This window comes from Streptomyces sp. NL15-2K (genome assembly GCF_030551255.1).
GTDB lineage: Bacteria > Actinomycetota > Actinomycetes > Streptomycetales > Streptomycetaceae > Streptomyces.
Genome location: NZ_CP130630.1, coordinates 1461494 through 1482469, shown reverse-complemented (window position 1 = coordinate 1482469; position 20976 = coordinate 1461494). Strand labels below are relative to the sequence as shown.

The window sequence follows — 20976 nt, the reverse complement described above, 5'->3', positions numbered from 1 at the left end:
CCGCAGGCCGCAAGGGCCTGCTTTGGGGGACCGCAGGCCACAAGGGTCTGCCTGGGGGGAGAGACGCGTCATGAGAGTCAGCGTATTCGGGCTCGGCTACGTGGGCTGCGTGTCGGCAGCGTGCCTGGCCAGCATGGGCCACGAGGTCATCGGGGTGGACGTGAACCAGGTGAAGGTCGACCTGGTCAACGACGGCAAGGCCCCGGTGGTCGAGGAGCGGATCGGCGAGCTCATCGCCGAGGTCGTGCGGACCGGAGCGCTGCGCGCCACCGGCGACGTCCGCGAGGCGGTCATGGACAGCGAGGTGTCGCTGGTCTGCGTGGGCACGCCGTCGGAGCCCAACGGCAGCCTGTGCACCACGTACTTGGAGCGGGTCACCGAGCAGATCGGCGCCGCGCTGGCCGAGGGGGCCAAGCAGGGGGGCCGGCACACCGTCGTGTTCCGCAGCACCATGCTCCCGGGCACCTGCCTGAACCTGCTGGTACCGATCCTGGAGAAGTACGTCGGCGGCACGGTCGGGGTGGACATCGGGGTCGCGGTCAACCCGGAGTTCCTGCGCGAGGGCACGAGCGTGCGGGACTTCTTCGACCCGCCCAAGACCGTCATCGGCGAGCTCGACCCGGCAAGCGGCGATGCGGTGATGGCGCTGTACGACGGCTTGCCCGGCGAGGTGTTCCGGGTGCCGGTCCCGACGGCCGAGGCGATCAAATACGCGGACAACGCGTTCCACGGCCTCAAGATCGGCTTCGCGAACGAGCTGGGCGCGGTGTGCCAGGCGCTCGGGGTGGACTCGCACCAGGTGATGGACGTGTTCCTGGCCGACCGCAAGCTGAACATCAGCCCCGCCTACCTGCGGCCAGGCTTCGCCTTCGGTGGCTCCTGCCTGCCCAAGGACCTGCGCAGCCTGGTCCACGCGGCGCAGCGGGCCGACGTCTCGGTACCCATCCTCTCCCACGTGCTGCCCTCCAACTCCGACCATCTGCAGCGCGCGGTGGAGCTGGTCGAGCGCACCGGCAAGCGCCGGATAGGCATGTTCGGGCTGTCCTTCAAACCCGGCACCGACGACCTCCGCGAGAGCCCGCTCGTCGAGCTGGCGGAGAGGCTCTTCGGCAAGGGGTACGACCTGCGGATCTACGACGCCAACGTGAGCCTCTCCCGGCTGATCGGCGCGAACCGCGAGTACATCGAGACCCGGCTGCCGCACCTCGCGCAACTGCTCGCGGACTCCGTCGACGAGGTGCTCGAGCACGCCGAGGTGTGCCTGGTCGGGACCGGAGACCCGGCCGTCCTGTCGGCCCTGCCCCACGGGGACGGCCCGGCGATCGTCGACCTCATCCACCTTCCCGACGCCGAGACGCGTCGGACCGAACCGGGGTACATGGGCCTTGCTTGGTAACACGACCAGGGGCGACGGGCCTGACCGGCGCGCGCTGATCCTGGTGGAGAACCTGTCGGTGCCGTTCGACCGGCGGGTGTGGCAGGAGTGCACGACGCTGCGCGACGCGGGCTGGGAAGTGCACGTCATCTGTCCCCGCGGGCAGAAGCGGGACACGGAGCCGGAGGCGGTGATCGACGGGGTGCGGATCCACCGCTACCCGTTGCGCGCCGCCACCGGAGGACCGGCCGGCTACCTGCGGGAGTACGGATCGGCGTTGTGGCACACGGCCCGGCTGGCCCGCAGGGTCGGCCCGGTCGACGTGGTCCACGCCTGCAACCCGCCCGACCTGCTGTTCCTGCCGGCGCTGTGGCTGAAGCGGCGCGGCGCGCGGTTCGTCTTCGACCAGCACGACCTGGTACCCGAGCTGTACCTCTCCCGGTTCGACCGCGGCGAGGATCTGCTCTACCGCGCCGTGTGCGCGCTGGAACGGCGGACCTACCGGGCCGCGGACGTCGTCCTCGCCACGAACGAGAGCTACCGGGACGTCGCGGTGCGCCGTGGCGGTCGGCGGCCGGAGGACGTTTTCGTGGTGCGCAGCGCGCCCCAGATCGACCGGTTCCAACCGGTGCCGCCCGAGCCGGAGTTGAAGCGTGGCAAGCCTCATCTGCTGTGCTACCTCGGCGTCATGGGCCCTCAGGACGGCGTCGACTACGCCTTGCGGGCCCTCGCGAAGCTGCGTGACGAGTGCGGGCGTACCGACTGGCATGCGGTGTTCGTCGGCTCCGGCGACGCCTTCGACGCGATGGTGGAGCTGTCCCGGCGGCTCGGGCTCTCCGAGCAGGTGCAGTTCACCGGGCGCATCCCGGACGCCGACCTGGTGCGCTACCTGTCCACCGCGGACGTGTGCCTTTCCCCCGACCCGCGCAATCCGCTCAACGACGTGTCGACCATGAACAAGGTCCTGGAGTACATGGCGATGGGCCGGCCGATCGTCTCGTTCGACCTGAAGGAGGCGCGCGTCTCCGCCGGTGACGCAGCCGTCTACGCGACCGCCAACGACGAGGCCGAATTCGCGGGGCTCATCGCGCTGCTCCTTGACGATCCGGAGAAGCGGGCCGAGATGGGCAAGATCGGCCAGGAGCGGATCAGCGGGCCGCTCTCCTGGCGCAACTCGCAGGCGTCGCTGCTCGCCGCCTACGCCGCTGCCTGCCGCGACCACGGTCCGGTGTCGGCGAGCGACGCGGTGAGCACAGGGAAGAGGCCGCGGCGTTGAGTAATGACACGATCCGTCTGGCAACGATCGGGCGGATTCTCCGTCGACGGTGGCGGCTTCTCGCCGTCCTCGCCGTGGTGGGCGCGCTCGTCGGCTACGGCGCCTCGGTGGTGTTCCCGCCGCGGTACACGACGTCGGCGTCGGTCCTGCTGCCGGGGCAGTGGGAGGAGCGCGAGCTGCTGACCCAGGTCGACATCGCGACCAGTTCCGCGGTGGTCGACCGCGTGGCCACCAAGCTCAGCTGGCCGGACGTCAGCAGCGCCGAGCTGCGTGAGCAGGTGACCGCCAAGGCCGCCGACGGGAACATCATCAAGATCTCGGGTACGGCCGACACCCCGGAGCGCGCTCAGCAGCTTTCCGACCAAGTGGCCGACCAGTTCATCGAGTTCGCCGCGCGCATCGCGGGCGGCGACACCGCCCCCGAAGCGGCCGAGGGGCCCGAGGCGCTGCGCAAGGAGGTGGCGGAGACCAACCGCCGCATCACCGACCTGGCGAACGCGGCCGACCCGGGGCGGACCGTGGAGAGCGTGCAGGCCCGCACCGTGCTCGAGAAGCTGCGGACCTCGCTGGTGGAGGCCATGGAGAAGCTGGAGCAGGCCGACCCGGCGAACAACGTGGCCGGCATGGTCGTCATGGGGCCGGCGGCCCGGCCGACCGGCCAGGCGCCGCCGACGAGGACGCAGCTCGTCGTGGCCGGGGCGCTGCTGTTCTTCCTGGTCGCGGTCATCGGCCATCTCGTCGCCGCACGGGCGAACCGCCGACTGGGCACCGACCAGGAGATCGCCGCGGCGCTCGGCTCGGCGCTTCTCGGCACCGTCGACGTGCCTGATGAAGGGCGCTCGCACCGGCCGGAAGGCCGTGGCCGGCAGGCCTTGATCAGCCGACTCCTCGGCGTGGACACCCGGTGGGACCTACCCACCCCGCAAGCGTCCGGTGACGAGGACGGAAGGCGGATCCGCTACCGGCGCGTGTGCGCCCGCCTCCGGGACCGACTGCCGGCCCCTCGGCAGCTGCTGGTTGTCATACCGGACGGCGACGAGATCGCCCTCCGGGCCGCCGGCCGGCTCGTCGCCGAGGCCACGAACGATCCGCTGCTGCGGGTGGTGGAAGTCTCGGTGGACCGGCCGGTCGTTCCGGACCGCGACACCGAGTCCGGCGCCCTGGTCGTCCTCAGCGCGGGCAGCCGGACCGCGGAGGAGCTCGCCGGCATCGCCGAGGCGTGTGCGGACGGCAGGCACGAGGTCGTCGGCATCGTCGTCGCCGCCCCGGTCCGGGCCCGTCCGGCGCGCTCTGCCGGCCGCTCCGCGGACAACGCCACTGAGGCGCTCGCGGTGCGCGGCCGGGCGACGGGAGGTTCAGTGTGACGACGAGCGAGACTTCACAGTCGTCGGCCGCCACTCCGCTGTTCGACCTGCAGGCGCTGGTGGTGGCGGTGCGCAGGCGCCGCCGCCTCTGGGGCGCCATGGCGCTGCTCGGGCTGCTGATCGGCGCGGCGGTGGCGGTCCTGCTGCCGCCACCACCGAGCGCGGTGACCAAGGTGCTGGTCGCGCATCGGGAGGACCAGCCGAACGACACCGGGACGCTGATCCGCACCGACGTCGAACTGCTGGGGACCACACGGATCGCCGAAATGGCCCTGCACACCCTCAAGTCCTCGGAAAAGCCTGAGGACTTCATGAAGGACTACCGGGGTGCCGGCCTCACCAACAACCTGCTGCAGATCACCGTGGCAGGTGACAGCGACGCGGATGCGGTGGCCCGGGCCAAGGCGCTGGCCGACGCGTTCGTCGCGGACCATGTGCGGCGGATGCGGCAAACCGCGGAGGCCGAGGCCAAGGCCCTGCTCGACCAGCGTGACCGCATGCAGGACGAGCTCGCACAGGTCAACAAGGACATCGGAGACCGATCGCCGGAGACGGAGAGCGACCCGAGAGCGTCGGCGAGCATCGAGTCGCTCTTCGCCCGCCGGGCCGAGCTCACTTCGCGGATCGCCGACTTCAACCAGCGCGCCGAGGAGGCGCGCGTCGGCACGCCCAAGGTCATCGCCAACACCCAGATCGTGGACGCCCCGCGCGCGGTGCGGCACTCGCTGCCCAAGGCCGTCGGCACCGACGCCGCGATCGGGCTCGTCCTCGGGCTCGTCCTCGGGCTCGCACTTGCGGCGGTCGGCGTCGTGGTGGCGGACCGCCCCGTACTGCGCCGGGACATCGCGGCGAACCTGGGCGCCTCTGTCATCGCGGAGCTGCCCCGCCGGTCGGGCAGGCTGTGGCAGCGCCGACGGACCCGGGCGGCACGGATGAGGCTCACCGGGACCCTGGCCCGCACCGTGCGTGGCTCCGCGGAACCGCTGTCGCTGCTGGAACTGGGCTGTGCGCGCAGCACGAGCGCCATCGCCCTGGACCTCGCCAGGGCGATGGCGGCGGAGGGGCCAGTGGCCGTCATCGACGGTCTGCCAGGCCCGCAGCTCGCAAACCGCCGCCCGAAGCCAGGAGACCCCACCGTGGTCAGCGGCGAGCGTGCCGCGACCGTGTCGCATCAGGAGCGCCGGCTCGGCGTCGGCTCGGTGGCGCCCGGCACGGCGTGGACCGACCTCCAGTACCTCGGCACCCAGACCGTGCTCGTCGTGCGTGCCGGGCACGGCAGCGCCGCATGGCTGCACACCGTGGCGCGGCAGCTCGCGGACCAGCGCATTCCGGTGATCGGTGTGGTGCTGATCGACCCCGATCCGCGTGACCGGACCGACGGCACGCTGTGGGACGGACTGGACACCGCGCTGCGCGGCCAGAGCGAGCGGCTGGCCCAGCAGAACGGTGGGGGTACCTCCCACGCCGTTCAGGCAGTGGGGGAGGGCCGCCGGCGTACGGAGCGGCTGTCGATGTGGGCCTCACGGGTCCCGGACAACGACCAGGAGGCGCGGTAGGACATGTGTGGCATCACAGGCACTTACCGATGGCCGGACGGGAAGGTCGTGACCGACCGGCTCACCGACACCCTCGCCCACCGCGGCCCGGACGGGGCGGGCCGGTACAGCCACTCCGTCGGTGACGGCGAAGTGCACCTCGGGCACCGCCGGCTGGCCATCATCGACCTGTCCGAGACCGGCGCCCAGCCGATGGTCTCGGACGGCCTCGCCCTGACGTACAACGGCGAGCTGTACAACGCGCCCGAGCTGCGGGCCGAGCTCGCAGCCGCCGGGGTGCGCTTCCGCGGCACCTCCGACACCGAGGTACTGCTGGAGGCCTGGCGGCGCTGGGGCACGGACTGCCTGCCCCGGCTGCGCGGCATGTTCGCGTTCGGGATCTTCGACGAGCGCACCGGTGAACTGGTGCTGGCCCGCGATCAGTTGGGCATCAAGCCGCTGTTCCTGCTCCGGCGCGGCGCGGGCCTCGCGTTCGCCTCCGAGCTCAAGGCGCTCGCCGCCGCGACCGGCGGGAAGCTGGAGGTCGACCATGCGGCGCTGGTGGCCTCGCTGCTGTACTACTGGGTGCCGGACTCGCGCTGCGCGTTCCGCGAGGCGGAGAAGCTGCCGCCGGGGAGCTGGATGAGGTTCCGGCCCGACGGCCGGGTGGAGCGCGGCCGGTTCTGGAACCTGAAGGACGTCGCGGCCGAGGGCCGGGAGCGGGCCCGGGCCGGCGAGCGGCCGGACCTGGCCGCCCTTGTCGAGGAGTCGACCAGGCGCCACCTGCTCTCCGACGTGCCCGTGGCGACGTTCCTCTCCGGCGGCCTCGACTCCAGCTACTTGACCGCCCTTGCGGCCCGCCACCAACCCGGGATCTCCGCCTACACGATCGGATTCCGCGCCGAGGACGCCAAGTTCGAGGCGATGCCGGACGATCTGCGCTACGCCCGTCAGGTGGCCCAGCGGTTCGGCGTCGACCTGCACGAGATCGAGATCGCCCCGAACGTGCTCGACCTGCTGCCGCGGATGACGTACCACCTGGACGAGCCGATCGGCGACCCCGCCGCGATCAACACGTTCCTGATCTGCTCGGCCGCCCGGGAGGCCGGGGTCAAGGTGATGCTCTCGGGGATGGGCGCCGACGAGCTGTTCGCCGGGTACCGCAAGCACCTGGCCAACCTGCTCGCGCTGCGCTACCAGCGCGTGCCGCGGCCCCTGCGGCGCGGGGTGTCCGCGGCCGTGGACCGGCTGCCGGTCGCCACGTCCCGCCGTGGGTACCGGTCGGTGCGCTTCGCGAAGCGGTTCCTGTCCTTCGCCGATCTGCCGGAGGAGACCGCGTTCCGGCGCAGCTACACCATGTACGACCAGGAAGAGCTGCTCGCCCTGGTCGCCCCGGACCTGGCCGGGACGGTCGAGGACGTGCTGACCGAGCACGCGGACGTCTACCGGGACAACGACCTCGACGACTTCGTCAACCGTATGTGCCTGGCCGACGCCCGGATGTTCCTGCCGGGCCTGAACCTCACGTACACGGACCGGTCGAGCATGGCCGCGTCGACCGAGGTGCGGGTGCCGTACGTGGACGTCGAGGTGGTCAAGGCGGCGTTCGCCGTGCCCGGCGAGCGCAAGATCGCCGGACGCCAGGGCAAGGCCGTCCTCAAGGAGGCGGCCGGCTCGATCCTGCCCCGGGAGATCGTCTACCGGCCCAAGGGCCTGTTCAGCGCCCCGCTGCGCGCCTGGATGAGCCGGGACCTGGCACCGCTGGTGCGCGAGGTGGTCAACGACGGCGAGCTCGTCCGCTCCGGGCTCCTGCGCCGCGACGCGCTTCAGCGGCTCGTCGCCGAGGACGCCGCCGGGCAGCGGGACTACTCCAAGCATCTGTGGCATGTGCTGACCCTCGAGTACTGGTATCGCGACGCGACCTCTGGGTCCGGCCAGAGCACTCGGTTTACGGCTTAGGAATTTCAGAGGAGTTCGGGTGAAGCAAGTTGTACAGAACTACAAGAGCGGCGAGCTGGCGGTGCTCGACGTGCCGGTGCCGGGGTGCAAGCCGGGTGGTGTGCTGGTCCGCAGCGCCTTCTCGCTGATATCCACCGGGACCGAGCTCATGAAGGTGTCCGAGGCCGGCATGTCGATGCTGGGCAAGGCCCGCTCCCGGCCGGACCAGGTGGCCAAGGTCATGCAGAGCGTGGCCACCAACGGGGTGCCCGCCACCTACCGCAAGGTGATGGGCAAGCTGGACTCCTACACGCCCCTCGGCTACTCGCTGTGCGGGGTGGTCGAGCAGGTCGGCGCCGGCATCGACGATGTGAAGGTCGGCGACCTCGTGGCCTGCGCCGGCAATGAGCACGCGTTGCACGCCGAGCTGAACTGGGTGCCGAAGAACCTCTACGCCCGGGTGCCGGACGGCCTCGCCCCGCGGCACGCCGCCTTCGGCACCGTCGGGTCGATCGCGTTGCAGGGCGTCCGCCAAGGCGAACCGCAGCTCGGTGAAGTGGCACTGGTCATCGGCCTCGGGCTGATCGGGCAGTTGGTGGTGCAGCTCCTCGCCGCCTCGGGAGTCCGCGTCGTCGGCGCCGACCCCGACCCGGCGCGCTGCGAGCTCGCGGCGCGCCGGGGTGCCGCGGCCTGCGGCGATCCGGCGTCCGCGGCCGTGGAGTCCGCCGTCGCCGAACTCACCGGCGGGCACGGCGTGGACCAGGTGTACCTGGCGGCCGGCGGGGGCAGCAACCAGCCCGTGGAGCTGGCCGCCCGGCTCTGCCGGGACCGCGGCCGGGTCGTCGACATCGGCAAGTGCCGCCTGGACCTGCCGTGGAACGCGTACTACGAGAAGGAACTCGACGTCCGCTTCTCCCGGTCGTACGGCCCCGGGCGCTACGACCCGGGGTACGAACTGGAGGGGCGGGACTACCCGATCGGCTACGTGCGCTGGACCGAGCGCCGCAACCTGGCGTGCTTCCTCGATCTCCTCGCCCGCGGCAGCGTCGACGTGGAGCCCTTGATCTCCCACGTCGCCGACTTCGACGACGCCGTCGAGACGTACCAGCGCCTGAAGGACGGCGAACTGAAGGCCGTGGCTGTGCTGTTCAAGTATCCCCGACGAGCGGAGGAAGCGCAGGCCCCTGCGGTCGCGGCCCCTGCGGTCGCCGTTCCCGCGGTGAACGTGAAGCCGACTCCGGCCCGGGCGGCCAGGACGCCGGTGCGCCTGGCGTTCGTCGGCGCGGGAAACTACGCGACGTCGATGCTGCTGCCGCACCTGGTACAGCGCGAAGGCGTCGAGTTGTCCACGGTCGTCACCACGACGGCGCTGTCCGCGGCCAATGCGCAGCGCAAATTCGGCTTCGCCGAGGCGACCACGGACCTCGACGCCGTGCTCGGCGACAAGTCCATCGACGCGGTCTTCGTCGTCACCCGGCACAGCTCGCACGCCGAACTGACCCGGCGGGCACTCCTCGCCGGCAAGACCGTGTTCGTGGAGAAGCCCCTGGCCCTCACCGAGGACGAGCTGGCCGGCGTGCTCGAGGCGGTGGACGAGTCCGGCAACGACCGGCTGCAGGTCGGCTTCAACCGCCGTTTCGCGCCACTGCTGCGGGAGGCCCGGCAGCGCTTCGGCACCCGGACCGGTCCGGCGAATCTCCGCTACCTGGTCAACGCGGGCCGGCTGCAGCACGGCAGCTGGTACCTCCAACAGGGCACCGAGGGCTCGCGGTTCGCGGGAGAGGGCGGACACTTCATCGACACGGCGAGCTGGCTGCTCGAGGCCGACCCGGTCTCGGTGTACGCGGTCGCCACGTCCGGCAACGAGGACCTGCAGGTCGTGCTGCGTTACCCGGACGGGTCCACCGCCACCATCAGCTACGTCACCAGCGGCCCGGCCGGCTTCCCCAAGGAGACGCTGGACCTGGTCGCGGACGGCCGTGCGCTGCGGCTCGACGACTTCGTCCGTGCCTCGGTGTACGGCCAGAAGCGGTGGGTCAGTTCGCGGCTGCCCAAGGCCCGGGACAAGGGCCAGAACGCCGAGCTGGCAGCGTTCATCAAGGCCGTGCGGACCGGCGGGCCGATGCCGGTGCCGCTTCAGTCGCTGGTCGCCACCACGGCGGCCACCCTGGCCGTGCAGACCGGCCTGGCAGGCGGTGCTCCGGTGACGTTGGCGAGGGCGCGATGACGATGAGCGCGGGCTGGTACCTGCGGCGGCTGTCCCGGATGGGACCGCGGGAGATCGGCGGCCGGGTGGGCGACGCGGTGCGCAGGCGCCGGTGGCGGTCGGCGCGGCCGGACTGCCCGAGCGTGACCGGCGCCCGGTTCACCGCGGTTCTGCCCGCCGGGACGATCAGCGCGATACCTCCGGACGCCGCGAAACGTCTCATCGCCGAGGCGGACCGGCTGATGTACGGGCACGCCGAGTACTTCGGGGTGGTCCGCGACGACCTGACCGACCCGGACTGGTGGTGCGACCCGAAGACCGGACGCCGGGCTCCGTGGGGCTACGCCTTCGACGTGCCGTACCGGAACGAGGACGCGGTCGGGGACATCAAACAGATCTGGGAGCTGTCCCGGCACCAGTACCTCACCCAGCTCGCCGCCGCCTACGCGATCACCGGGAACGAGCGGTACGCCGAGCGTGTCGCCGAGCACCTGCGGTCGTGGTGGACGGCCAACCCGCCGCTGCGCGGCGTGCACTGGATCAGCGGCATCGAACTGGGCATCCGGCTGCTGTCCTGGGTGTGGGTCCGCCGGCTGCTCGACGGCTGGCCGGGCGCGGCCGGGCTTTTCGAGGACAACCCGGTGGCGCTGAACCAGATCTGGCACCACCAGCGCTGGCTGGCCGCCTTCCCCAGCCGGGGGTCCTCGGCGAACAACCACGTCATCGCCGAGGCCGCCGGGCAGTTCGCAGCGTCCTGCGCGTTCGGGTGGTTCCCCTCCTCGGCCCGTTGGCGGGCCGACGCGCTGCGGTCGCTGGAGCGGCATCTGCGCGGCAACACCTTCGACTCCGGCCTCAACCGCGAGCTGGCCACCGAGTATCACGGACTGGTGCTGGAGCTCGGCCTGGCCGCGGTGGCCGAGGCGGATGCCGCAGGCAGGCCGGTCCCCGCGTCGATCCGGCTGGTGTTGCTGCGGATGACCGACGCCCTCGCGGCCATCGTGGACAGCCGGCTACGGCCGCCGCGCCAGGGGGACGCGGACGACGGGCACGGCATCGTCCTCGACGGCGCGGGCACCGACCGCTGGGGCTCGCTGCTTGCCACCGGGGACGCCGTGTTCGGCCGTCTCGACTGGTGGCCGGAGGTGACCGGCACCGATGTGCGCACCCCGCTGCTCGCCGCACTCATCAAACCCACCAAACCCGCCGTGACCCGCCCGGCAAGCCGACCGGCCCACTTCGCCGACGCGGGCATGACCGTCCTGCGCGGCCCGGGGGAGATCTGGTGCCGCTGCGACGGGGGCCCGCACGGCTTCCTGTCCATCGCCGCGCACGCCCACGCGGACGCGCTGTCCGTGGAGGTCCGCCACGACGGCGTCGATGTGCTCGCCGACCCGGGGACGTACTGCTACCACGGGCAGCCCGAATGGCGGCAGTACTTCCGGTCGACCCTCGGCCACAACACCCTGCAGCTGGACGGTGGTGACCAGTCCCTCTCCGGCGGCCCGTTCCTGTGGACCCGGCATGCCCGCAGCCGCGTCCTGACCGTGGACACATCCGGCACCTCCGACGGGGGGACGGCCCGCTGGTGCGCCGAACACGACGGCTACCAGGGCTCCGTGCACCGCCGCCGCGTGGAACTGACCGCCGCGAAGCAGGAGTTGAGGGTGGTCGACGAGGTCCGCGGCCAACACAGCCCGCGCCCGGCCGTACGCCTGGCGTTCCACCTGGGCCCGGCGATCGCCGCGGACCTGGTGGGGAACCGGGCCGTGCTCACCTGGATCCGGGACGACGAGGGGCGCTCCGCGGTGCTCGACCTGCCCGGGGAGCTGTCCTGGCGGGCGCATCGCGGCGAGACCGAGCCGCCGCTGGGCTGGTACTCCGCCGGATTCGGGCGCAAGGAACCCACCACCACGCTGGTCGGCACCGGTTTCGCCGACGGCGCGCAGGAGTTCACCACCGTACTCACGTTCCGCGGCTAGGGGGCTTCTGATGGATCTCCGTGGAAGAAGGAGCGCCCGCCGCGCAGCGGCCAAAGACCGCAGCCGGTGCGTGCTCTCGGCGTGCCGGGCGGAAGCCCTCGTACTGGATGTACTTGGGCTTTCGCCCGGTGCGGCGAGTGGGGGCACCTCCCACGCCTTTAGGGCAGTGGGGGAGCGTGCCGGGCGCCGCGACGCCGCGGAGATCCATCAGAAGCCCCCTAGGGGGAGGGGACCCGTGGGGATCAAGTGGCGACGCTGGGCGTTGCCCGCGGCACCGCTGGCGCTGGCCCTGCTGGCGGCGACCGGCTGTACGAGCTCGCCGGACGCACCGGGGAAGCCGACCGCTTCGCCGTCCAGGTCCGGGGCCGCGTCACCGTCCAGGTCCGGGGCCCCGTCATCCGTGGCCCGGGTGTGCGCCAAGCCCGAGACCGGGCCCGCGAAGGCGCCGGCGGGCGCGGTGACGGTCGACCCCGACGTGGTCGGTGACCTGGCTGAGAAGACCAAGAGCAACCCCCCGGGGACCACGTTCTGGCTGCGACCGGGCACGCACCGCCTCGAGCCGGAGCGCTACGCCCAGGTCATGCCCAAGAAGGGGAACCGCTACCTCGGTGCGCCGGGCGCGGTCCTCGACGGCCGGAAGAAGAACGCGTACGCGTTCAGCGGCACCGCCCGCGACGTCACCATCCGCTACCTGACCGTGCAGCGCTTCGTCGCACCGCCCGACGAGGGCGTCGTCAACCACGACATGGCCGACGGGTGGGTGATCGAGCACGCCACGATCCAGAACAACGACGGCGCCGGGCTGATGGCCGGCGCCCGCCAGCAGGTCCGCTCCAACTGCCTGCGCGACAACGGCCAGTACGGAATGAACGCGTACAAGACCGGCAACACCATCCGTGACCTGGTGGTCGAGGGCAACGAGGTCGTCGGCAACAACACCGGCGACTGGGAGCGGCGCAAGCCCGGCTGCGGCTGCACCGGAGGCATCAAGTTCTGGGCCGTCAACGGCGCCGAGATACGCGGCAATTGGGTGCACGACAACCGCGGACCCGGGCTGTGGGCGGACACCAACAACAACGACTTCCGCATCGAGAACAACCTGATCGAGGAGAACGACGGCGCCGCGCTGATCTACGAGATCAGCTACAACGCAGTCATCCGGAACAACACGATCCGGCGGAACAACTGGGTCGAGGGCCGCAGGTCCGCCGAGCGCGGCGACGACTTCCCGTTCGCGACCGTCTACTTGTCCGAGGCCGGCGGCGAACCACGGGTCAAAGCCCGCACGGACAAGATCGACGTCTACCGGAACGTGCTGGAGAACAACTGGAACGGGATCACCCTGTGGGAGAACGCCGACCGGTTCTGCAACAGCCCGGCCAACACCTCGTCCGGTGACTGCACGCTGCTGGTGAAGGACAAGGACCGCTGCGCGCAACCGGCGATCGCCGGCGCACCGCTCTACGCCGACTGCCGTTGGAAGACCCAGCGGGTGGACATCCACGACAACCGCTTCGTCCTGGACAAGTCCGTCGTCAAGTGCACGGAGAAGTGCGACCGCATGGCGGTGCTCGCCAACTACGGCACCTACCCGGACTGGTCGCCGTACAAGGGCACGCGGGTGGCCGAGGCGATCACCCGCAAACAGGACAACCGCTGGCACGACAACGTCTACCGCGGATCGTGGAATTTCGTCGTCCAGGACCCGAGCCAGGTGCTCGACTCAGGGCAGTGGCAGGGCCCGCCGTACAAGCAGGACGCGGGCAGCACCTTCGCGCAAGGGGCCGGTGGTTGAGATGGACCGTGACCCCGCCACCACACCGAAGACCGTCGGGATCGTCTGGCTGCTGCTGGGCCTCAACACGCTCGGCTCCGCCGGGGCGAAGACCATCGTCCCGCTGCCCCGCTCCCTCATCCAGCTGGTCACCATGGGCTCGCTGGTCGTCGCGTTCGCGCTGGCGCTCGCGCTCAATGCGCGGCTGCGCATCAGACCCAGCGCCTTCGTGTTCCTGCTCACCCTGCTGCTGGTGCCGAGCGTGATCTCCAGCGTGCACCTGGAGTCCGGGTTCGGAGCGCTGTTCCGCTGCACTCGGCTGGCCCTCTTCGTCGGCACGCTGTGGCTGGTCAGCCGCTGGTGGGACGGCAGCCTCACCTTCGTCCGCTACCACATCCGGATGTATTTCGCGGTGCTGGTGTCGGTGGCCGCGGGCCTGGCCATCTCACCGGGCGCGGCCATGCCCGAGCTGTACGGCGGACGCCTCGTCGGCGCGCTGTGGCCGCTCACCCCGCCGCAGATCGGGCAGTACACGGCGGTGATCATCGGGCTGACCGTGCTGCTTCTCCTGGGCCGCCAGGTAGACAAGGCCGGCGCGGCGGTGGTCATCGTTCCGTCTCTCGTCCTGCTCGCGCTCACCCACACCCGGACGGCCACCGTCGGCCTGCTCGTCGGGTTGACGGTGGCGATCGGCTCGCTCCTGCTGACCAGCGCCGCCGCTCGCCGGTTCTTCGCGTGGTCGGTGCTGGTGGTCACGGTGGCCGGGGTGGGGTTCGCCTCCGCGCTCCAGGCGTGGTTCCTGCGCGGGCAGACCAAGGAGTACTTCACCAGCCTCACCGGCCGGGCCAAGGTCTGGGACGCCCTGCTGGCAGCGCCCCGGACGACCGCGGAGAGGTTCTTCGGCGTGGGCCTGGGCGACAAGTCGTTCGGAGGGCTGCCGATCGACAACAGCTGGCTGGCCGTCTACAACGAGCAGGGTCTGATCGGTGTCACTCTCGTGGCGGCCGTCATCCTCGTGCTCGGCGGCGTCGCGCTGCTGCGGCCGCCGTCGCTGCCGAGGGCCTGCGCGCTCTTCCTGATCAGCTACGTCGCGATCTCGTCGTACACCGAGGCCGGCCTCGGGGACGCCTCGCCGTATCTGCTGCACCTGGCCCTGGCCGCCTCGCTGCTCGCGGCACCCGCCGCGGCCACACCGCTCCCGACACCCCCAGTCCCACGACCACGTATCCCGCGCTGGGCCCGGGATCGGGAGGTGAGCTGACCATGCACGTCCTTGTGGTGCACAACCGCTACTCCTCGGCGCAGCCGAGCGGGGAGAACCGGGTCGTCGACGAGGAGGTGGAGCTGCTGCGCGCGGCCGGCCACCGGGTCGAGGTGTTCGAGCGGCGCAGCGACGACATCGCCGGCCGGTCCCTGCTCGGCAAGGTCGCGGTGCCGCTGCTCGTGCCGTGGAACCCGGCGGTCCGCTCGGAGCTCACCGCCAAGCTCCGCGCCGAGCGGCCGGACGTGGTGCACGTCCACAACGTCTTCCCGCTCCTGTCGCCCGCGGTCCTCGCCGCCTGCGCCGACGCGGGCGTGCCCGCCGTCGCCACGCTGCACAACTACACCCAGATCTGCCCGCCCGGCACGCTGCAACGGGACGGCCGGCTGTGCACCGAGTGCGTCGGTTCCGCGGCGCCGCTGCCCGCCGTCCGGCACGGCTGCTACCGCAGCTCCCGCCTCGCGACGGTGCCGCTCGCGGTGAGCCTGTCGGTCAACCGGCGGCGGTGGTGGTCCGGTGTGGAGCGGTTCTTCTGCATCTCCGAGGCGCAGCGCGACGTCCTGGTGCGGTCCGGCATGCCGGCCGAGCTGCTGACGGTGAAGCACAACTTCGTACCCGATCCCGGCGCCTGCCGAGTGGGCGACGGAGAGCAACTGCTCTTTCTCGGCCGGCTCGCGGAGGCCAAGGGGGTGCGGCTGCTCATGGCCGCGTGGGACGAGATCGCGGCGGACGGCGGTGTGGGCGTGCCGCTCGTGCTCGCCGGCGCGGGGCCGCTGGAGCCGGAGGTGACCGCCTGGGCGGCGGGGCGGGACGACGTGCGGTACGCCGGTCTGCTCGACCCCGCTCAGGTCCGGCAGGCCGTCGCGCGGTCGGTCGCCGTGGTGGCTCCGTCGATGGCCCTGGAGACGTTCGGCCTGGTGGTCGCGGAGGCGATGGCGGCGGGGGTCCCGGCCGTCGCCGCCGGTCACGGCGCCTTCGTCGAACTCGTCGAGGACGGGGTGACCGGGCTGCTGCACCGGCCGGGCGAGCGCGACTCGCTCGCGTCGTGCATACGCCGGATCGCGGCCGAACCGGACCGCAACCGGGAGATGGGCCAGGCGGCCCGGCGCCGTTACGAGAAGGGCTTCAGCCCGGCCGTCGGGCTCGAGCGCCTGGTGGAGGAGTACCGCAGCGCGATCGCGGGGCGGACGGAATCAAGCGGACCGAATCAATGGCGGACCGAATCAATGGGGGACGGAATCAATGGGGGGCAGTAGATGACACGATGCCGACTGTGCGGCTCGGCGACGCTGGCGAGCGTCGTCGACCTGGGGGCGACGCCGCCGTGCGAGAGCTTTCTCGCCGCGGACCAACTGGATCAACCGGAGCCGGCGTACCCGCTGCACCTGCGCGTCTGCACCGACTGCTGGCTGGCGCAGATCCCGCCGCTGATCACGCCGGAGGAGACGTTCAAGGAGTACGCGTACTTCTCCTCCTACTCGACCTCCTGGGTGGAGCACGCGCGCACGTTCGTCGCCGATGCCGTACCGCGGGTGGGACTCGGCCCCGACGCCTTCGTGGTCGAGGTCGCGAGCAACGACGGATACCTGCTGAAGCACGTGGTGGACCGGGGGATCCGCTGCCTCGGCATCGAGCCGTCGGTGAACGTCGGGGCCGTGGCGCGCGAGGCGGGCGTGCCCACGCTCACGGAGTTCCTGAGCCCGGACACCGGCTCGGCCGTCCGCGCCGAACACGGCCCGGCGGACCTGGTCGTGGCCAACAACGTGTACGCGCACATCCCCGACGTGGTCGGGTTCACCCAGGGCCTACGCGCCCTGGTCGCCGACGACGGCTGGGTCTCCATCGAGGTGCAGCACCTGCTGACCCTGATCGAGGAGAACCAGTACGACACGATCTACCACGAGCACTTCCAGTACTACACGGTCGCCGCCGCGATCCGGGCCCTGGCGAGCGGCGGACTCGCGCTCGTGGACGTCGAGTTGCTGCCCACGCACGGCGGTTCCATCCGGCTGTGGGCCCGGCCGACCGAGGTCGCCGGTGAGCCGACGCAGCGGGTGGCCGACGTGCTGGCCCGGGAGAAGGCCGCCGGGCTGCAGGAGCTGTCCGGATACACCGAGTTCTCCGCCCGGGTGGCCAAGGTGCGCCGGGACCTGCTGCGGTTCCTCATCGAGGCGGCCGAGCGCGGCGAGACGGTCGTCGGCTACGGCGCCCCGGGCAAGGGCAACACCCTGCTCAACCACTGCGGCATCCGGCCCGACCTGCTCGCGTACACGGTCGACCGCAACCCCTACAAGCACGGCCGGTTCACCCCGGGCACCCGCATCCCGATCCTGCCGCCCGAGCAGATAGCCGCCGACAAACCGGACTACGTCCTCGTCCTCCCGTGGAACCTGCGGGCCGAGCTGGTCGAGCAGCTGTCGTACGTGCACGACTGGGGCGGCCGCCTGGTCTTCCCCATCCCGGAACTGAGCATCGTCGAGGTCGCGTCTTGGAAGGGCACAGCATGAAGGTCGTTCTGTTCTGCGGCGGTTACGGGATGCGGATGCGCAACGGAACCTCCGACGACGTGCCCAAGCCGATGGCGATGGTCGGCCCCCGACCGCTGATCTGGCACGTCATGCGCTACTACGCGCACTTCGGGCACACGGAGTTCATCCTGTGCCTCGGGTACGGGGCCCACCACATCAAGGACTTCTTCCTCAACTACGAGGAGACGACGTCCAACGACTTCGTGCTGCGGGGCGGGCGGACCGAGCTGCTGTCCACCGACATCTCGGACTGGACGATCACGTTCGCGCAGACCGGCATCGAGTCACCGATCGGGGAGCGGCTGCGCCGGGTGCGGCACCACCTGGACGGCGACGAGATGTTCCTCGCCAACTACGCCGACGTGCTCACCGATGCCCCGCTGCCGGAGATGATCGAGAACTTCGCCCGGCGCGACGCCGGTGCGTCGATGATGGTGGTCCCGCCGCAGTCCTCGTTCCACTGCGTCGACTTGGGCGAGGACGGCCTGGTCGGGGGCATCACCGCGGTGAGCGAACTGCCGCTGTGGGAGAACGGCGGCTACTTCGTGCTCCGCCAGGAGGTCTTCGACCACATACCGGAGAACGGGGACCTGGTCGCCGACGGATGCGCCCAACTGGCCAAGCGCGGACGGCTGGTGGCGCACCAGCACCGCGGCTTCTGGAAGCCGACCGACACCGTGAAGGAGCGGGCCGCGCTCGACGACGCCTACGCCCGGGGCGACCGCCCCTGGGCCGTGTGGGAGCGGGACCGCGCGGGGGTGAGGGCATGATCCGGCTCGAAACCGGGCGGCTGAATCGGATCGCCGCAGTGGGCGCGCACTGCGACGACATCGCCATCGGCGCCGGCGGCACGCTGCTGACACTGTGCCGCGCGCGGCCGGGTATCCGTATCGACGCGCTGGTGCTCTCCGGCGGCGGCAGCGAGCGCGAGCAGGAGGAGCGGGCCGCGCTCACCGCCTTCTGCCCGGGCGCCGACCTGCGGCTGACCGTGCACAAGCTGCCGGACGGCCGGCTGCCCGCGCACTGGGAAGAGGCCAAGTCCGCCGTCGAGGAGCTGCGCGAGCGGACCGACCCGGATGTGGTCCTCGCCCCGCGTACCGACGACGCGCACCAGGACCACCGCGGCCTGGCGCGGCTGATACCGACCGCGTTCCGCGACCACCTGGTCCTCGGCTACGAGATCGTCAAGTGGGACGGCGATCTCGGCCGCATGGCGGCGTACCAGCCGCTGTCGCCGGAGATCGCCGAACAGAAGGTACGGCTGCTGCAGGAGCACTACCCCTCGCAGCGCCACCGGCCCTGGTACGACCGCGAGGCCTTCCTCGGCCTGGCCCGGATCCGCGGCATCGAATGCCACGAGCGTTACGCCGAGGCGTTCGCCGTCACCAAACTCGTTCTCGACCTGGGGGATTGAACCTTGCGCGTACTGCTCACCGGACACCAGGGCTACCTGGGCACCGTGATGGCCCCGGTCCTCACGGCCGCCGGACACGAAGTCGTCGGCCTCGACTCCGGCCTGTTCGCCGACTGTGTCCTCGGCCCGACGCCCGCCGACCCGCAGGGGCACCGGGTCGACCTGCGTGACGTCACAGCGGACCACGTGGCCGGGGTGGACGCCGTGATCCACCTGGCCGCGCTCTCGAACGACCCGCTGGGATCGCTGGCGCCGGAGCTCACCTACGACATCAACCACCACGCGTCCGTACGGCTGGCCCGGCTGGCCCGCGACGCCGGAGTGCGGCGCTTCCTGTACGCGTCGACGTGCTCGGTCTACGGCGCCGCCGGCGGCGACGACCTGGTGGGCGAGGACGCCCCGCTGCGCCCGGTGACGCCGTACGCCGAGTCCAAGGTGCGGGTGGAGGACGACCTGCACGCGCTCGCCGACGGCGACTTCACCCCCGTGTTCATGCGCAACGCCACCGCCTTCGGCTTCTCGCCCCGGCTGCGCGCCGACATCGTGCTGAACAACCTGGTGGGCCACGCGCTCCTGTCCGGTGAGGTCCTGGTGCTCTCCGACGGCACCCCGTGGCGCCCGCTGGTGCACGCCGCCGACATCGCACGGGCCTTCACGGCCGCACTGACCGCGCCGCGCGAGGCCGTGCACGACCGGGCGTTCAACATCGGCAGCGAGATCAACAACGTCACGGTCGCCGAGATCGCCGACCAGGTCGCCGAGGCGGTGTCCGGCGCCAAGGTGGTGATCACCGGGGAGACCGGTGCCGATCCGCGGTCGTACCGGGTGGACTTCTCCCGGTTCCGCGCCGCGGTGCCCGGCTTCGACTGCGAGTGGACGGTGAAGCAGGGCGCGCTCGAACTCGCCGACGCCTACGGCAAGTTCGGCCTGACCCGAGAGGGCTTCGAGCAACGCTTCACCCGCCTCGCCGTGCTGCGCGCGGCGTCCGACGCCGGCACCGTCGACGACACGCTGCGGTGGCGCCGGTGACCGTGACCGGCGAACAGCCGATGACCGCCACCGGCGAAGAGATGTACGCGCTGGTGGAGCGGCTGTACCCGCTGTGCCGGAGCATCACCGGCGACGGTGTGCGCGCCACCTTGGACATCGTCGGGGAGTACATCCCGCTCCAGACGCACGAGGTACCGACCGGCACGCAGGTGCTCGACTGGACCGTGCCGCAGGAGTGGAACATCCGCGACGCGTACATCGCCGACACTGCCGGCCACCGGATCGTCGACTTCGCCGCGTCCAGCCTGCACGTACTCGGCTACAGCGTGCCGGTGTCGGCGACCATGCCGCTGGCCGAGCTGCGGGAACACCTGCACACCCTGCCGGACCACCCGAGCTGGGTGCCGTACCGCACCAGCTACTACAAGCCGGAGTGGGGGTTCTGCCTGGCCCAGGAAACCCTGGACGCGATGCCGGACGGCGATTACGAGGTCCGCATCGACTCCACCCTCGCCGACGGCCATCTCACCTACGCCGAGCACGTGGTCCCGGGGCAGGTCCCCGACGAGGTGATCGTCTCCTGCCACGTCTGCCACCCGTCGCTGGCCAACGACAACCTGGCCGGCATCGCGGTGGCGACGTTCCTGGCCCGGGCGCTGGCCCGGCAAACGCCGTACTACACCTACCGGTTCATCTTCGCGCCCGGCACCATCGGGGCGATCACCTGGCTCGCCCGCAACGCGGAACGGGTGGAACGGGTCAAGCACGGCCTGGTGCTGGCCTGCGCCGGCGACCCGGGCAGCCTGACGTACAAGCAGAGCAGGCGCGGCGACGCGGAGATCGACCGGGTGATGCGGCACGTGCTGGCCGCCTCCGAACGCCCGCACCGCGTCACCGAGTTCACCCCGTACGGCTACGACGAGCGGCAGTTCTGCTCACCCGGGTTCGATCTCGGCGTGGGCTCGCTCACCCGGACCCCGTACGCCGGCTACCCCGAGTACCACACCTCGGCGGACAACCTGGACTTCGTCTCCCCGGAGGCGATGACGGACACCCTTGCTGTCTGCCGCGAGGCGTTCGCCGTCCTCGACCGCAACCGCCACTACGTCAACCTCAGCCCTTACGGCGAACCGCAGTTGGGACGGCGCGGACTGTACGACGCGCTCGGCGGCCGCAGCGACACCAAGCAGGCCCAGATGGCCATGCTCTGGGTGCTCAACCTCTCCGACGGCGAGCACAGTCTGCTGGACGTCGCCGAGCGGTCCGGGCTGCCGTTCGACACCGTCGCCGCAGCGGCCGACGCCCTGCACGGCGCCGGGCTGATCAAGGCATGACG

Annotated in this window: 15 protein-coding genes; all 15 read left to right on the top strand. The window is 71.3% G+C overall.

The window, feature by feature from the left end; all coding sequences use genetic code 11:
* The first annotated feature begins 70 nt into the window (after nucleotides 1–70).
* Nucleotides 71–1396, top strand: coding sequence for a nucleotide sugar dehydrogenase (locus tag Q4V64_RS06025; RefSeq protein WP_124436632.1), 1326 nt, complete (start codon nucleotides 71–73; stop codon nucleotides 1394–1396).
* Complete coding sequence (locus Q4V64_RS06020; protein ID WP_124436631.1) at nucleotides 1386–2651, top strand: glycosyltransferase family 4 protein; 1266 nt, start codon at nucleotides 1386–1388, stop codon at nucleotides 2649–2651. The genes Q4V64_RS06025 and Q4V64_RS06020 overlap by 11 nt, the downstream gene beginning before the upstream one ends.
* Complete coding sequence (locus Q4V64_RS06015; RefSeq protein ID WP_124436630.1) at nucleotides 2648–4015, top strand: Wzz/FepE/Etk N-terminal domain-containing protein; 1368 nt, start codon at nucleotides 2648–2650, stop codon at nucleotides 4013–4015. The genes Q4V64_RS06020 and Q4V64_RS06015 overlap by 4 nt, the downstream gene beginning before the upstream one ends.
* Nucleotides 4012–5571: a Wzz/FepE/Etk N-terminal domain-containing protein gene (locus tag Q4V64_RS06010; protein WP_124436629.1), complete on the top strand. Its 1560-nt coding sequence runs from the start codon at nucleotides 4012–4014 to the stop codon at nucleotides 5569–5571. The genes Q4V64_RS06015 and Q4V64_RS06010 overlap by 4 nt, the downstream gene beginning before the upstream one ends.
* Nucleotides 5572–5574: 3 nt before the next feature.
* Nucleotides 5575–7509, top strand: a complete 1935-nt coding sequence (asnB, locus tag Q4V64_RS06005; RefSeq protein WP_124436628.1) for an asparagine synthase (glutamine-hydrolyzing) — start codon at nucleotides 5575–5577, stop codon at nucleotides 7507–7509.
* 19 nt (nucleotides 7510–7528) lie between these two features.
* Nucleotides 7529–9715 carry a bi-domain-containing oxidoreductase gene (locus tag Q4V64_RS06000; RefSeq protein ID WP_124436627.1) on the top strand — a complete coding sequence of 729 codons (2187 nt, stop codon included), beginning with the start codon at nucleotides 7529–7531 and terminating at the stop codon, nucleotides 9713–9715.
* The gene (locus Q4V64_RS05995; RefSeq protein WP_124436626.1) at nucleotides 9712–11673 is read left to right on the top strand and encodes an alginate lyase family protein; all 1962 of its coding nucleotides are present in this window, start codon (nucleotides 9712–9714) and stop codon (nucleotides 11671–11673) included. Before Q4V64_RS06000 ends, Q4V64_RS05995 begins: the two co-directional genes overlap by 4 nt.
* Before the next feature lie 235 nt (nucleotides 11674–11908).
* Nucleotides 11909–13468: a right-handed parallel beta-helix repeat-containing protein gene (locus tag Q4V64_RS05990; protein WP_124436625.1), complete on the top strand. Its 1560-nt coding sequence runs from the start codon at nucleotides 11909–11911 to the stop codon at nucleotides 13466–13468.
* A 1-nt stretch (nucleotide 13469) separates the two neighbouring features.
* Nucleotides 13470–14708: an O-antigen ligase domain-containing protein gene (locus Q4V64_RS05985; RefSeq protein ID WP_124436624.1), complete on the top strand. Its 1239-nt coding sequence runs from the start codon at nucleotides 13470–13472 to the stop codon at nucleotides 14706–14708.
* 2 nt (nucleotides 14709–14710) lie between these two features.
* The gene (locus Q4V64_RS05980) at nucleotides 14711–15964 is read left to right on the top strand and encodes a glycosyltransferase (protein ID WP_124436623.1); all 1254 of its coding nucleotides are present in this window, start codon (nucleotides 14711–14713) and stop codon (nucleotides 15962–15964) included.
* On the top strand, nucleotides 15965–17215 hold the full coding sequence (locus Q4V64_RS05975) for a class I SAM-dependent methyltransferase (protein WP_124436622.1): 1251 nt from the start codon (nucleotides 15965–15967) through the stop codon (nucleotides 17213–17215).
* The gene (locus Q4V64_RS05970) at nucleotides 17212–18006 is read left to right on the top strand and encodes a glucose-1-phosphate cytidylyltransferase (RefSeq protein WP_124436621.1); all 795 of its coding nucleotides are present in this window, start codon (nucleotides 17212–17214) and stop codon (nucleotides 18004–18006) included. Before Q4V64_RS05975 ends, Q4V64_RS05970 begins: the two co-directional genes overlap by 4 nt.
* Entirely contained in the window at nucleotides 18003–18650 is a 648-nt protein-coding gene (locus Q4V64_RS05965; protein ID WP_124436620.1) for a PIG-L deacetylase family protein, read from the top strand. Before Q4V64_RS05970 ends, Q4V64_RS05965 begins: the two co-directional genes overlap by 4 nt.
* A 3-nt stretch (nucleotides 18651–18653) precedes the next feature.
* Complete coding sequence (locus Q4V64_RS05960) at nucleotides 18654–19679, top strand: SDR family oxidoreductase (RefSeq protein ID WP_124436619.1); 1026 nt, start codon at nucleotides 18654–18656, stop codon at nucleotides 19677–19679.
* Between the two features lie 20 nt (nucleotides 19680–19699).
* On the top strand, nucleotides 19700–20974 hold the full coding sequence (locus tag Q4V64_RS05955) for a DUF4910 domain-containing protein (protein ID WP_124436649.1): 1275 nt from the start codon (nucleotides 19700–19702) through the stop codon (nucleotides 20972–20974).
* The last annotated feature ends 2 nt before the right edge of the window (nucleotides 20975–20976 follow it).

Excerpts from the sequence above, each read along its gene's own strand:
- Q4V64_RS05985 (WP_124436624.1), top strand. The coding sequence starts at position 13,470 with ATGGACCGTGACCCCGCCACCACACCGAAGACCGTCGGGATCGTCTGG.
- Q4V64_RS05995 (WP_124436626.1), top strand. The coding sequence starts at position 9,712 with ATGACGATGAGCGCGGGCTGGTACCTGCGGCGGCTGTCCCGGATGGGA.
- Q4V64_RS05970 (WP_124436621.1), top strand. The coding sequence starts at position 17,212 with ATGAAGGTCGTTCTGTTCTGCGGCGGTTACGGGATGCGGATGCGCAAC.
- Q4V64_RS05980 (WP_124436623.1), top strand. The coding sequence starts at position 14,711 with ATGCACGTCCTTGTGGTGCACAACCGCTACTCCTCGGCGCAGCCGAGC.
- asnB (WP_124436628.1), top strand. The coding sequence starts at position 5,575 with ATGTGTGGCATCACAGGCACTTACCGATGGCCGGACGGGAAGGTCGTG.
- Q4V64_RS05965 (WP_124436620.1), top strand. The coding sequence starts at position 18,003 with ATGATCCGGCTCGAAACCGGGCGGCTGAATCGGATCGCCGCAGTGGGC.
- Q4V64_RS05975 (WP_124436622.1), top strand. The coding sequence starts at position 15,965 with ATGACACGATGCCGACTGTGCGGCTCGGCGACGCTGGCGAGCGTCGTC.
- Q4V64_RS05955 (WP_124436649.1), top strand. The coding sequence starts at position 19,700 with ATGACCGCCACCGGCGAAGAGATGTACGCGCTGGTGGAGCGGCTGTAC.
- Q4V64_RS06025 (WP_124436632.1), top strand. The coding sequence starts at position 71 with ATGAGAGTCAGCGTATTCGGGCTCGGCTACGTGGGCTGCGTGTCGGCA.